The sequence below is a fragment of the Sphingomonas sp. Leaf242 genome (assembly GCF_001422045.1).
In the GTDB taxonomy this organism is placed as follows: Bacteria; Pseudomonadota; Alphaproteobacteria; order Sphingomonadales; family Sphingomonadaceae; genus Sphingomonas.
This window is the reverse complement of record NZ_LMLW01000009.1, coordinates 101,641-114,740: the sequence shown is the minus strand read 5'-3', so window position 1 is coordinate 114,740 and position 13,100 is coordinate 101,641. Positions and strand designations below refer to the sequence as shown.

Sequence of the window (13,100 nt, the reverse complement as noted above, 5' to 3'; positions counted from 1 at the left end):
GGTCGGGTTCCGCGTGTTCGGGCGGTTGCGGTTAAAGCTGGCCTACCCACCCCCGGCCCCTCCCTTTCAGGGAGGGGGGGAAGATTGGCTCAGCCCTCAGCTTCGTCCGTCGCTGCAGGACGCTCGAACCAGGCCTCGACCGGGCCGACCAGCTTCAGTGTCAGCGGGTTGCCGTTGCGGTCGACCTTCTTGCCGAGCGCGACTCGGATCCAGCCCTCCGAGATGCAATATTCCTCGACGTCGTGGCGCACCTTGTCCTTGAAGCGGATGCCGATGCCGCGTTCGAGCAGGTCCTGCTGAAAGAACGGGCTGCGCTGGTTGATCGACAGGCGATCGGGGGGCGTGTCGCCGGTTGCGGCCAAGGTGGCGGCGGCTTCGGTCTCGGGGGTGTTGGGCGTATCGGTCATGGTCGCGCGTCTAGCGGCAAGCACCGGGCGCGCGCCACAAAAAAGGCACCTGACGAAAAAGCGGCGCCGGGATTGCTCCCGACGCCGCCTGTCGATCTCGTGACCGGATCAGTTGCAGACCCGCACCGAAACCCGGTCGCCGTAATAGGGGTCGACCCGCCATTCGTTCCAGCACCGCGGCGCATAATAGGTCGCCACCGGTGCCTCGTAATAGACCCGCGGGGGCGGCGGGGGCGCGTCGTAATAGCCGCGGTCGTAATAGCGCGGCCGGTTGCTGCTGGCGATCGCTGCACCGACGCCGAGGCCTAGGATACCGCCGAGCACCGCTGCGCCCGCGACATTCCCGCCGCCACGATGGTGATAACCACCCCAGCCGCCGCCGTAACCACGGCCATACCCACCCCAGCGCTGCGCATCGGCCGGCGCGGCGGCAGTGAGTGCCGTAGCCGCCAAAGCGACGCCCAAACCTGCCTTCTTGAAAAACCCGTTCATCTTCCGAACTCCGTTACTAGTTACGCCCGGTCCGCTTGGGACAAACGCATAAGTGTCCGACCGTGTTTCAGGATTTAGGCGATTCGGTCTGAACTGGTTCGGAACGGCTTGTTAACCCACGGTATAGCTGGAGCAGTCCCGGGCGGGGACATTGCCGGCGCGGCAGGCCGGGCATTGTTCACGAATATCGGATAGGGTGCGGCGATGCGCAGGATGATGACGACGCGAGCGATCGCCTTTGCCGTGCTCGGCGGGAGTGCGGTGCTGATCGGCGGGCTGGCTTTGTCTGGGTCGCCGGTGAAGGTGCGGGCGGTCGAAGCGCCGGCGCGGGTGGCTCAGGTCGCTGTGCCGGTTGCGAAGGCGGCGCCGAAGCCCGTTGCGGTCGCTGCCGAGGACCCGGCCGATGCGTATGTCGTGAAGCGGGTGCTGAACGTGCCGGAGCCTTTGCGGCATGGGGCGTATTATTGGGATACGGAGGGCGTGCCGGAGGGGCCGATCGTGATCACAATCGACCTGGTGGCGCAGACCTTGTCGATCTTTCGTAGCGGGTACGAGATCGGGACGGCGGCGGTGATTTACGGCGCCGACGAGAAGCCTACCCCGCTCGGCGTGTTCAAGATCACGCAGAAGGACGCGCATCATGTGTCGAACCTGTACGGGGCGCCGATGCCGTACATGATGCGGCTGACCAATGATGGGGTTTCGATTCACGGCAGTGCGCTGATGGATGGGAAGTACGCTACGCATGGGTGCGTTGGGGTGCCGACCGCGTTTGCCAAGCTGATTTTCGAGCAGGTTAGGCTGGGGGATCGGGTGATCGTTACGAGTGGCGAGATGTTGACGCGGGGTGGGCGGATTACTGCTGCCTGAGGGTGGGCGGTTTTGGGTCGTGGTGCGGGGTGATGCCGCGGATTGTCCCCTTCGTCATCCTGACGAAAGTCAGGATCCAGAGTAACGGCTGGCGACCTTCGTGGCTCTGGGTCCTGACTTTCGTCAGGATGACGGTAGCGAGCATGATCGCTACCGCGTCGACTGCTGCTTCGTGGCGCCCTACCCCCCCCCCCACCACCAACGTCCGTCATCCCCGCGAAGGCGAGGATCCATATACTCAGACGTCCGCAAATTACCCGCTAGGCTAGCCAGTATGGGTTCCCGCCTCCGCGGGAATGACGGCGTGTGGCTGGGTGATCGAATCGGGCCAAGCAAACGAAAAAGGGCCAGAGGTTTCCCCCCGGCCCTTCTTCATCTCTTACCCAGCGCGACCCGGCAAAGCCGTGTCGTCGGACCTCGCTTGAGCGAGGCCGGCCGAGCGCCTGAGGGCTCAGCCGGCTTCGCCTCGCTGGCCTCAGGCGCTTTGCTTAGCCCGGCTAGCGCGCTTGCGCTCGTTGGCATCCAGGAAGCGCTTGCGCAGGCGGATCGACTTCGGCGTGACTTCGACCATCTCGTCGTCGTCGATGTACGCGATCGCCTGCTCCAGCGTCGCGCGCTTCGGCGGGGACAGGCGGACCTGGTCGTCCTTGCCGCCCGAGGCGCGGAAGTTGGTCAGCGCCTTGGTCTTCATCGGGTTGACCTCGAGGTCGTCCGGCTTGGCGTTCTCGCCGACGATCATGCCCTCATAGAGAGCCTCGCCGTGGCCCACGAACAGGATGCCGCGCTCTTCGAGCGGACCCAGTGCGTAGTTGTTCGCCTCGCCCGAGCCGTTCGAGATCAGCACGCCGTTCTTGCGGCCTTCGATCGGACCCTTGTGCGGACCATACTTCTCGTACAGCCGGTTCATGATCCCCGTGCCGCGCGTGTCGGACAGGAACTCGCCGTGATAGCCGATCATCCCGCGCGACGGCGCCGAGAAGGTGATGCGGGTCTTGCCGCCGGTCGACGGACGCATGTCGGTCAGCTCGGCCTTACGCGTGTTCATCTTCTCGACGACGGTGCCCGAATGCTCCTCGTCGACGTCGATGATGACGGTCTCGTACGGCTCGGTCTTCTTGCCGTTCTCGTCCTCGCCGAACAGCACGCGCGGACGCGAGATGCCCAGCTCGAAACCTTCGCGGCGCATCGTCTCGATCAGCACGCCCAGCTGAAGCTCGCCGCGGCCGGCGACTTCGAAGCTGTCCTTGTCGGCCGCCTCGGTCACCTTCACGGCGACGTTCGACTCGGCTTCGCGGAACAGGCGCTCGCGGATCATGCGGCTCGTCACCTTGCTGCCCTCGCGACCCGCCATCGGCGAATCGTTCACGGCAAAACGCATCGACAGCGTGGGGGGATCGATCGGCTGCGCGTGCAGCGGCTCGGTCACCGTGATGTCGGCGATCGTGTCGGCAACCGTGGCAACCGAAAGCCCTGCCAGCGAGATGATGTCGCCAGCCTTGGCTTCGTCGACGGGAACGCGCTCGAGGCCACGGAACGACATGATCTTGGACGCGCGACCGGTCTCGATGATCTTGCCGTCGTTATCGAGTGCGTGGATCGCCTGGTTGGTCTTCACGGTACCCGAATTGACGCGACCCGTGAGGACGCGGCCGAGGAATGGATCGCGATCGAGCAGCGTGACGAGGAAGGTAAACGGCACGCCGGCAACTTCCACGGCGGGCGGCGGCACGTGCTTCACGATCGTCTCGAACATCGGGATCAGCGTGCCTTCGCGCGCGTCCATGTCGGTCGAGGCATAGCCGTTGCGACCCGATGCGTAGAGCACGGGGAAGTCGAGCTGATCGTCGTTCGCGTCGAGCGACACGAACAGGTCGAACACTTCGTCGAGCACTTCCTGGATGCGCGCGTCGTTGCGATCGACCTTGTTGACGACGACGATCGGCTTCAGGCCGAGCGCGAGCGCCTTGCCGGTGACGAACTTGGTCTGCGGCATCGCGCCTTCCGACGAATCGACCAGCAGGACGACGCCGTCGACCATCGACAGGATGCGCTCGACTTCGCCGCCGAAATCGGCGTGGCCAGGCGTGTCGACGATGTTGATGCGGATGCTCTCGGACTCGCCGGGAGGGGTCCAGTCGACCGAGGTCGGCTTGGCGAGAATGGTGATGCCACGCTCTTTTTCGAGGTCGTTCGAATCCATTGCGCGCTCTTCGACGCGCTGGTTGTCGCGGAAGGTGCCGGACTGGCGGAAGAGCTGGTCGACCAGCGTCGTCTTGCCGTGATCGACGTGCGCAATGATCGCCACGTTGCGGAGGCTCATGAATGTATTCTCTTGATCGAGGAACGGGGTTGGCGCGCGCCATAGCGTAATTGTTGCGCCGCGGGAAGACGCAGCGGCATTTCGTCGCCTTTAGAGGGAACCTCCGCGGCGCTTGTATGTTCCGGCGGCGAGAATAGCACGGGGATCGCGGACCGCTAGCATTGCCCTCAGCGCGGCGCGTTTGTCGGGCGCGGTGGCATAGTAACGCTGCCAGATCCGCAGCCCCAGCCAATAGCCGAGTTCGGGCGGCCAGCCGGCGGGCGGCGTGGAGTAATTGCCGATCCAGCGGGCGTACGCCTTGGCTTCGGGCGAGCCTTCTTCCGGGTCGTCCTTGTCAGTGAGCTTGCGGGTAAGAGCGATGTCGGCCTGCATCTGGCGCCAGAGTTCCCCTTCTCGCGGGGTGGCCCAGGCGGCGCGGGCGGCGTCGGGCTCCTCGCCGGTGACGAGTTGCGCGATGAAGTCTGCGGCGCCCTCGACGAGGATCGCGGTGAGCAGCGGGTCGCGGGCGAGCGTCATGCCGGCGTCCTGCTGGAAGGAATGCACCGTCTCGTGCGCGAAGAAATGGCGGAGCGTCTGGCGGAGTTTTTCGGGCGTCGGCGACATGCGGCACAGCACTTCGAGGCCGAGTACCTGCGCGCCCGGCTTGGCGGTGCCGCCGGAGGTGTTCGCGCCGAAGACTATATAGACCTGCGGGAGTTTCACGTCGGGGAGTGCGCCGTGGAGGCCGAGATAGATCGCACGGAGGTCGGCGGTCGCGGTCTTGGCGGCGGGGAGGCAGGTCTTGATCGCCTGCGCATAGCGGGTCGGGTTGGCGGCGATGGCGCGCGCGAGATTGTCCGCGTCGACGATCCGGCCGGGGGTGAAGACACCGATGCCGAAACTGCCCTTGTCGAGATAGTCGCGCTTGAGTTGCGCGGCAGTGGGTTTGCCTTTGGTCTTGGCGAACAGCGCGGCGAAGCGGTCGGCGTCTTCGGTGTGGATCGTCGAGGTGAGCGGGTCGGCTGGTGGGGGACGATTCGTGGCCGCCGCGGGGAGGAGGGCGAGCGCGAGGATCAGCGGGCGGAGCATGGTGCAGAGTATCGCGTGTTTGCCAGGGCGCCAGAGCGGATATTGCGATCCTCCCCCGCCAGGGGGAGGTGTCGCCGAAGGGGACGGAGGGGGAGGACACGAAACCGGCGTGGTCGATTGCCGCCCCCTCCGTCAGGCTACGCCTGCCACCTCCCCCTTGCGGGGGAGGATCGTTAGGTGGCGGCGACCTGCAACGCTTCACCTTCTATTCTACCCACCCCGGCGGAGGCCGGGGCCCAATTGGAAAGGTGCTAATAATGGAGCACCGCCATCCGTCAGCAACGTCCCCCAATTGGGCCCCGGCCTTCGCCGGGGTGGTGGCCTAGGTTAACGGAACGCACTGGAAAGTCGGAAGGCTCAGAACCCCTCCAGCACGATCTTCCCCTTGGCCGTATGGCTCTCGATCCGCTCGTGCGCCTTACGCAAATTCCCCGCGTCGATCCGCCCGAAATTCTCCGCCAGCGTCGTCCGGATCGTCCCCGCGTCCACCAGCCGCGCGACCTCATCGAGCAACACCCCCTGCTCGCCCATGTCCGCGGTCTGGAACAGCGAGCGCGTGTACATCAGTTCCCAGTGCACCGAGATCGACTTCTGCTTCAGCGGCACGATGTCGAGCGTCTTCGGATCGTCGATCAGCGCCAGCCGGCCCTGCGGCGCCAGCACCTCGCCGATCTCGGCGATGTGCTCGTCGGTATGCGTCGTCGAGAACACGAACCCCGGCGCGCCGAGCCCGAGCGCATCGACCTGGGCGGCGAGCGGCTTGCGGTGGTCGATCACGTGATGCGCGCCGAGCTCCTCGACCCACCCGCGGGTCTCGTCCCGCGACGCGGTGGCGATCACGGTCAGGTCGGTGAGCTGCCGCGCGAGCTGGATCGTGATCGAGCCGACCCCGCCTGCCCCGCCGATGATCAGGATCGCGTTCGCCGCGCCGGGAACGGGCTTGCGCACGTCGAGCCGGTCGAACAGCGTCTCCCACGCGGTGACCGACGTCAGCGGCAGCGCCGCCGCCTGCGCCCAGTCAAGCGATGCCGGCTTGTGGCCGACGATACGTTCGTCGACGAGATGATATTCGGAATTGGTACCGGGTCGGTCGATCGCGCCCGCGTAGAAGACTTCATCGCCGACCTTGAACCCGGTCACGTCCGGGCCGACCGCGACGACGACGCCCGATGCGTCCCAGCCCAGCACCTGAGGCTTGCCGTGCGGATCTTCGCGACGCTGGCGGATCTTGGTGTCGACCGGGTTGACCGACACCGCCTTCACTTCGACCAGCAGGTCGCGGCCAATAGCCTCGGGCTTGGGGAGATCGAGGTCGACGAGCGACTGCGGATCGTCGATCGGGAGCGACTTGGTATAGCCGATGGCGCGCATGCTGGAACTCCTGTGATGTCGCGACCAAGCTGTCCACGCGGCCGCCCGGTTTCAAGGAGAGCTGTTGGCAAGCCTGGGTGTATTATCTATATACGCCACTTGAACGCGGGGCGGGTTGCAGCCACGATGCCCCACCGAACGGAGAGACAAGCATGGCGACGACCCCGAACACGCTGACGGAAGAGCCGGGCCTGGTGCTGACCCCGCCCGATCCGGTGCCCACGGTCGCGGCCGCGAAGGCGTCCGGGCTGGTCCCCGTCGATGCCGGCGTGAAATCGCAGCTGGAGGAGCGCGTGTCGGGCTTCGTCACCGATCTCGTCGCGCAGGACGTCAACTCGCCCGAATTCGGCAAGCGCGTCGACGCGATCACCGCGATGGGCGCGAAGGAAATCCGCGACGCCGCCGGCCAGTCGAACCGCTTCCTCGATCGCCCGGTCAAGGCGATGGATCAGGAGACCGGCGTTGGCAAGGATCTCGCCGAGCTGCGCCGCGTCGTCGAGGATCTCGATCCCGGCAAGAAGGGCAACCTCACCACGCCGCAGAAGCTGTTCGGGATCATCCCGTTCGGTGGCAAGATGCGCAATTATTTCGATGGCTATAAGTCGTCGCAGACGCACATCGCGCAGATCCTGAAGAGCCTCGGCTCGGGCAAGGACGAACTGCTGATGGACAATGCCGCGATCGATACCGAGCGCGCGAACCTGTGGGCGGCGATGGGTCGGCTCGAGCAGATGATCCATCTGTCCAAGACAATGGACGCCAAGCTGGAGGACGTCGCCAACGATCTCGACCATACCGATCCGGCCAAGGCGAAGGCGATCCGCGAGACGGCGCTGTTCTACACGCGCCAGCGCACGCAGGACCTGCTGACGCAGATGGCGGTGACCGTGCAGGGCTATCTCGCGCTCGATCTGGTCAAGAAGAACAATGTCGAGCTGGTGAAGGGCGTCGATCGCGCCTCGACCACGACCGTCTCGGCGCTGCGCACCGCGGTGACGGTCGCGCAGGCGCTGACCAACCAGAAGCTGGTGCTGGAGCAGATCACCGCGCTCAACACGACCACCGCGAACATCATCGATTCGACCGGCAAGCTGCTCAAATCGCAGACCGCGCAGATCCACGAACAGGCGGCGTCGGCGACGATCCCGCTGGAGACGCTGCAACGCGCGTTCCAGAATATCTACGATACGATGGACGCGATCGACGTGTTCAAGCTGAAGGCGCTCGATTCGATGAAGGTCACGGTCGGCGCGCTGTCGAACGAGGTCGATAAATCGCGTGGCTATATCGCGCGGGCTGAAGGGGCGACGCAGGGCCAACTCGGCGGACCTTCCGCCAGCCCGTTCAAGCTGGAGGCGATGTAACCCTCGTGAGCGAAGTCGACGACGCCATCGCCAGCGCCCGCGCCTCCTGGTCGCGCATTTCCGACGACCGGACGGGCGCCGTCATCGCACGCTCGCCGTCCCGGGGACGAGCACGGCAGACGCAGGCGATCGGCAAGCGGCTGACCCGGATCGCGGTCGCCGACGTGTCGATCCTGATTGCGGCGATGGTGATCGGCTGGATCGTCCCGCTCGGGATCGGCGGCGCGATGCTGGTGATGGCGCTGCTGGTCGCCGCTACCGTCTTGTTCGCGATCTGGCCGGCGGAGCGCGCGCCGACCCCCGAGCGTCTCGCCGCAGTCGACATCCGCGCGCTCCCCGCACAGACCGAACGCTGGCTGGAGGCGCAACGCCCCGCCCTCCCCGCACCGGCGATGACGCTGGTCGATCGGATCGGCCTGCGCCTCGAAACGCTGACCCCGCAATTGGCAACGCTCGACGCGAACACGCAGGAAGCGGTCGACGTGCGGAAACTGATCGGCGAGCAACTCCCCGCCTTCGTCAAGGATTACGAGAAGGTGCCAGCGTCGCTCCGCACCACCCCGCGCAACGGTCGCTCACCCGACGCCGAGCTGGTCGACGGGCTGAAGCTGATTGAACAGGAAATCGGCGAGATGACCGCCCGCTTCGCGCAAAGCGACCTCGACAATCTATCGACCCGCGGTCGCTTCCTGGAGATGAAGTACAAGGAGTGAGGCGGTGAAGCGCACTCGGCTCAGCGTCTGCCGCCGAAAGGCACGCTTCGCCTTAGAAGCCGATGCGCTCGTGGTGGCGAAGGCCGGACGCGTGCCACTCCGGGTCTATCGCTGCGACCGGTGCCTGCACTTCCACCTGACCAGCAGGACGAAGGGCAAGCGCGTATCCGGGACGCCGACATAATTTCGATCGAAGAGGAAACCGCGTGGTCGGGCAGACCGAGCCTGCAACATTAGGCTGATTCTTGAAGTTCGCGTGCAGGGGCGAATGCGCAGCAAGATAATCGCCTCATCAGCGCAGGCTATTTCGGTTCATCCTGTTTTTTCGTCGTTTTCATGCTCCTCGCGATACTCGAAGCCTGCCACAACGCGTCATGATTGGGCGATGTGGTGTATAGACCGCTTAGATAGTCCTGATCGAAACGCGTGATACTCGTCGGCGCGACGGTCGCATCTGCGAACAGCGACAGGATCGATGTCGTCGGCGCGGGACGTCCGAGCGCCGGTCGGGCGAGCGCCACCATTGCCACATAGTCGGACAGGGCATCCAGCTTGACCGATCCTATCTGCGCAGGATCGACAATCACCAGCATGGACGACACGATACCGCGCGTGATCTCGTTGATCCGTGTCGCGCTGCCTGTAAAACCCGATGAAGCAGCGGATGGCATCGCCCCATCCTTGAAATATCCATTCAACGCCGACGACGCATTTGTCGCCGCACCCTCGTATGTCGTGCCGATCCACCGGACCGGCTGCTTTGGCTGACGGAAACGGTCGAGACGCGCCGATCCCTCCCTGCGCAGGGTGATCGGATATTTGTCGGCCACCCTTTTGGCGACCGCGTCCGCCTGCGGCGACACCACGATCAGGATCGTCGGCGAGCACCCTGGCTTGCCACTTCGAAGATGGACCGAATTGGCGACCTGCGCGATCCGGTCATTCATCATCTGCGCCTGCGCGGCATCGAGGCCGATGACCCCCGTACAGATTTGCCGATCCCACCGCGGCAACTGGTGGGTCGGCATGGGATCCGCCAGACGCTTGACGAAATCGCGGATGACCGCCTCATTGCGCGCCTCGACGACGATGTCCGGCTTGACCGGAGCCGGTTCGGTCGCAGCTTGAGGCGCTATCGCCTGGAGCAGAATCGCGATCGACACGGACAAGGACATATCTTCTCTCCGCCGCCGCTCCGGTTATCAGAGGACCACAACACAAGATAAGACGCATACATCGACGTGGCGTCAACCGGCCGTTCCCTCGCGGTAACGACATTGGGCCGATTTCGAACCTTGTTGGTCAGCCAGCCCGGGGGCCGAGCAGTCTCTACTGCAACTGTACGCGAGCGCGATCGGCAAGCCGTTCTACGGCTGCGGCGTGGATGCCCGCCACGCTCGTCAATACGCCGAACGCCTGCGGGCGTGGTTTGTTGAAGACGAGCGGAGCGCCCAGCGCATCGCTGACCGTCGCACCGGCTTCGCTCGCAACGAGGACCGCGGCGGCGATGTCCCATTCGTTGCCCCAGCGGAGCGTGGCGACGAGGTCGGCTTCGTCGGCGGCGACCATCGCTATGCGTAGGGCGATCGAATTGGGTTTGTGGACCATGACGAGGTCGCGGTCGGCTTTGGGGAGGGCATCAACGGGCGTGCGGCTGCCGGGAAAATCAGTGCGGTCGCCGGTCTTTAGCGGTACGCCGTTGCGGGTGGCGCCCTGCCCGGCCACCGCATGCCAGCGTTCGTCGCGCGACGTTGCTTCTAGAATACCGATTACCGGGCGGCCACGGTCGACCAAGGCGACCGAGACGCACCAGCCGGGCCTAGCGCGGATATAGTCACGCGTACCGTCGATCGGGTCGACCACCCAGAGCAGGTCGTGGGCGAGGCGGTCGGCGTTGTCGGCGGTTTCCTCGGACAGCCAGCCGGCCTCGGGGAGCAACGTCGACAGCCGCGCCTTGAGCATCCGGTCGATCGCGATGTCGAGTTCGCAAACCGGGCTGCCGGGGGTCTTTTCCCAGCGCTGGAAATCGGTGTCGAAGCGGTCGAGCGCCATCGCGCCCGCCTCCGCGGCGATCTCGGCTACCGCATCCGCCATTGCGCGCAGCCATGCCGACGACCGCTCCGGGTATCGCCCAGAACTGGGGAACCGCTCAGCCACTCGCCACCGTCATGCCCTCCACGCGGAGGGTCGGCACGTTGACGCCGTAGCGGAACTCGAGGTCGTTGGCGGGGGTCATCGCGAGGAACATGTCCTTGACGTTGCCCGCGATCGTGAACTCGGCGACCGGCGTGGTGATCTGGCCGTTCTCGATCCGGAAACCCGCCGCGCCACGGCTGTAATCGCCGGTCACGCCGTTTGCGCCGCCGCCCATCAGTTCGGTGACGTAGACGCCCGATTCGATATCGGCGATCAACGTTTCGAGCGGCACATGGCCCGGCTCCATGAACACATTGCTGGTCGACACGCCCGGCCCGCCGCCAACGCCGCGCGCGGCATGGCCGGTCGGTTCGAGGCCAAGTTGGCGCGCCGAGGCGGAGTCGAGCAGCCAGCGTTCGAGCATGCCCTCCTCGATGATGTCGCTCGGCGAGACGGGCAGGCCTTCGCCGTCGAACGGGCGCGAGCGCAGGCCGTGTGGGCGGTGCGGATCGTCGCGGATCGTGATGCCATGCGCGAACACCTGGCTGCCGAGCGAGTCGAGCAGGAAGCTGGTCTTTCGCGTGATCGCCTGGCCGGAGATTGCGCCGAGCATGTGGCCGACCAGCGATCCGCCGACGCGACGATCGTAGACGATCGTGGTGGCGCCACTCACGAGGCGGCCGGGGTTGAGCCGCGCGACCGCCTGTTCGCCGGCGCGGCGGCCGATCGCTTCGGGCGATTCGAGGTGCGCGCGGAGGCGGGCGCTGCTGTGCGCGTAGTCGCGCTGCATGCCGCCGCCTTCACCCGCAAGGACGCTAGCCGAGACGCCGTAGCCGGTCGCGGCATAGGCGCCGGCGAATCCGTGGCTGGTGGCCAAAGCCCAGACACTGCGCGAGGCGCTGGCGCCGCCGCCTTCGCTGTTCGAGACGCCGGGGACGGCGCGGGCGGCGTCTTCGGCTTCGAGTGCGGCATCGCGGAGTTGCTCGGGGCTGGCTTCGCCGCCATCGTCGAGGCCGAGCATGGGTATGATGCCGTGGAGGAGGCGGTCGGCGGGGGCCAGACCTGCCCACGGGTCCTCGGGTGCCTCGCGCGCCATCGCGACCGCGCGTTCGACCAGCGCGTCCATCGCGGCGGTCGAGAGGTCGGAGGTGGAGACGCTCGCGGAACGCTGGCCGACGAACACGCGCAGGCCGAGATCCTCGCTTTCGGAGCGGCCGATATCCTCGAGCTTGCCGAGGCGGATCGACACGTCGAGCGCTGCGTCGGCGGCGAAGACCGCGTCGGCGGCGTCGGCGCCCGCCGCCGTCGCGCGCTGGACGATGTCGTGGGCGCGGTCGCGGGCTTGGTCTGGGGTCAGCATATCAGCGAGTTAGGGATGCAGGCTCGTGCCGACAACCACGCAGGCGAGGAACATGAGCAGTCCGGCGAAACGGTTCGCGCGGAACCGAGCGAGCGCGGCGGTGCCGGCGCCCTCGTGCGTATCGGGTTTGAGCGTGACGACCTGCCATGCGAGGTGGAGCGCGACGGGGACGAGCGCGGCGATCGCGAGCGGGTCGGGGCGGACTTGCCAGAACGCTGCGGCCCATAAAGCGACGGCGGCGACGTAGAAGATGCCGACGCCGGCCTTCACATGCGCGCCCATGCGGAGCGCGGACGAGCGGACGCCGATCATCGCGTCGTCCTCGCGGTCCTGCAGCGCGTAGATCGTGTCGTAGCCGATCACCCACGCGATCGAGCCGGCGTAGAGCAGCCACATCGGCGTATCGAGCGCGCCGGCGATGTCGCTCCAGCCGACCAGCAGCGCCCAGGAGAAGACGATGCCGAGCCACGCCTGCGGCCACCAGGTGATGCGCTTCATGAAGGGATAGGCGGCGACGGGGGCGAGGCTCGCGAGCGCGACGATCGCGGCGAAGAAGGTGAGTTGCAGGAGGACGACGAACCCGATCAGGCAGAGCGCGACGAGCCAGACCCATGCAAGCGTGATCGACACGAGCCCGCTCGGGATGGGGCGGGCGCGGGTGCGGGAGACCTGCGCGTCGAGGTCGCGGTCGATGATGTCGTTGAACACGCACCCCGCGCCGCGCATCGCGATGCTGCCGAGGAGGAGCCACAGGATCATGTCCCAGCGCTCAACCGCGCCACCGGCGAGTGCGACGCCCCAGGCACCGGGCCAGAACAGCAGCCACCAGCCGATCGGGCGATCGAAGCGGGCGAGGAGGGCCAAGCCGCGGAGGGTAGGCGGGAGGCGGCCGACCAAGCCCTTATGCTCGCTGTCGGGGACGATTTCCGCGTGGCTCGGCTCGGTCTGCATTGCGGAGGCGTAGGAAGACGGGGTTTGGCGCGCAAGCCTTCACCGGCT

13 protein-coding genes are annotated in these 13,100 nt (G+C 66.2%); 4 read left to right on the top strand and 9 right to left on the bottom strand.

Annotated elements, in window-relative coordinates:
* Positions 1 to 89: 89 nt before the first annotated feature.
* Both ASF09_RS11815 and ASF09_RS11810 read right to left on the bottom strand, forming a co-directional pair.
* Positions 90 to 407, bottom strand: a complete 318-nt coding sequence (locus tag ASF09_RS11815; RefSeq protein WP_060526410.1) for a DUF3297 family protein — start codon at positions 405 to 407, stop codon at positions 90 to 92.
* 108 nt (positions 408 to 515) lie between these two features.
* Positions 516 to 899, bottom strand: coding sequence for a hypothetical protein (locus ASF09_RS11810; RefSeq protein WP_056051987.1), 384 nt, complete (start codon positions 897 to 899; stop codon positions 516 to 518).
* 213 nt (positions 900 to 1,112) lie between these two features.
* On the opposite strand from ASF09_RS11810, the gene ASF09_RS11805 reads away from it, so the two are divergent.
* Positions 1,113 to 1,769 carry a L,D-transpeptidase family protein gene (locus ASF09_RS11805; RefSeq protein WP_327196579.1) on the top strand — a complete coding sequence of 219 codons (657 nt, stop codon included), beginning with the start codon at positions 1,113 to 1,115 and terminating at the stop codon, positions 1,767 to 1,769.
* Between the two features lie 475 nt (positions 1,770 to 2,244).
* On the opposite strand, the gene typA is transcribed toward ASF09_RS11805, so the two are convergent.
* From typA to ASF09_RS11790, 3 genes are all read right to left on the bottom strand, one after another.
* Positions 2,245 to 4,089 carry a translational GTPase TypA gene (typA, locus tag ASF09_RS11800; protein WP_060526409.1) on the bottom strand — a complete coding sequence of 615 codons (1,845 nt, stop codon included), beginning with the start codon at positions 4,087 to 4,089 and terminating at the stop codon, positions 2,245 to 2,247.
* A 90-nt stretch (positions 4,090 to 4,179) separates the two neighbouring features.
* The gene (locus ASF09_RS11795) at positions 4,180 to 5,157 is read right to left on the bottom strand and encodes a hypothetical protein (RefSeq protein WP_060526408.1); all 978 of its coding nucleotides are present in this window, start codon (positions 5,155 to 5,157) and stop codon (positions 4,180 to 4,182) included.
* Positions 5,158 to 5,514: 357 nt separating this feature from the next.
* Positions 5,515 to 6,528, bottom strand: a complete 1,014-nt coding sequence (locus tag ASF09_RS11790) for a zinc-binding alcohol dehydrogenase family protein (protein ID WP_060526407.1) — start codon at positions 6,526 to 6,528, stop codon at positions 5,515 to 5,517.
* Between the two features lie 152 nt (positions 6,529 to 6,680).
* Between ASF09_RS11790 and ASF09_RS11785 the strand changes: the two genes are divergently transcribed.
* From ASF09_RS11785 to ASF09_RS19810, 3 genes are read left to right on the top strand one after another with little or no spacing between them, the layout of a single operon-like run.
* On the top strand, positions 6,681 to 7,892 hold the full coding sequence (locus ASF09_RS11785) for a toxic anion resistance protein (RefSeq protein ID WP_060526406.1): 1,212 nt from the start codon (positions 6,681 to 6,683) through the stop codon (positions 7,890 to 7,892).
* A gap of 5 nt (positions 7,893 to 7,897) precedes the next feature.
* Positions 7,898 to 8,605 carry a hypothetical protein gene (locus ASF09_RS11780; RefSeq protein WP_060526405.1) on the top strand — a complete coding sequence of 236 codons (708 nt, stop codon included), beginning with the start codon at positions 7,898 to 7,900 and terminating at the stop codon, positions 8,603 to 8,605.
* 4 nt (positions 8,606 to 8,609) lie between these two features.
* On the top strand, positions 8,610 to 8,789 hold the full coding sequence (locus tag ASF09_RS19810) for a hypothetical protein (RefSeq protein WP_082444268.1): 180 nt from the start codon (positions 8,610 to 8,612) through the stop codon (positions 8,787 to 8,789).
* A gap of 118 nt (positions 8,790 to 8,907) precedes the next feature.
* On the opposite strand, the gene ASF09_RS11775 is transcribed toward ASF09_RS19810, so the two are convergent.
* The 4 genes from ASF09_RS11775 to ubiA form a co-directional block, all read right to left on the bottom strand.
* Complete coding sequence (locus tag ASF09_RS11775) at positions 8,908 to 9,768, bottom strand: hypothetical protein (protein ID WP_156359334.1); 861 nt, start codon at positions 9,766 to 9,768, stop codon at positions 8,908 to 8,910.
* 166 nt (positions 9,769 to 9,934) lie between these two features.
* Entirely contained in the window at positions 9,935 to 10,699 is a 765-nt protein-coding gene (locus tag ASF09_RS11770; protein WP_060526403.1) for a 3'(2'),5'-bisphosphate nucleotidase CysQ, read from the bottom strand.
* A 55-nt stretch (positions 10,700 to 10,754) separates the two neighbouring features.
* Positions 10,755 to 12,101, bottom strand: a complete 1,347-nt coding sequence (locus ASF09_RS11765; RefSeq protein WP_060526402.1) for a TldD/PmbA family protein — start codon at positions 12,099 to 12,101, stop codon at positions 10,755 to 10,757.
* Positions 12,102 to 12,110: 9 nt separating this feature from the next.
* Positions 12,111 to 13,052, bottom strand: coding sequence for a 4-hydroxybenzoate octaprenyltransferase (gene ubiA, locus ASF09_RS11760; RefSeq protein WP_060526401.1), 942 nt, complete (start codon positions 13,050 to 13,052; stop codon positions 12,111 to 12,113).
* Positions 13,053 to 13,100 lie beyond the last annotated feature (48 nt).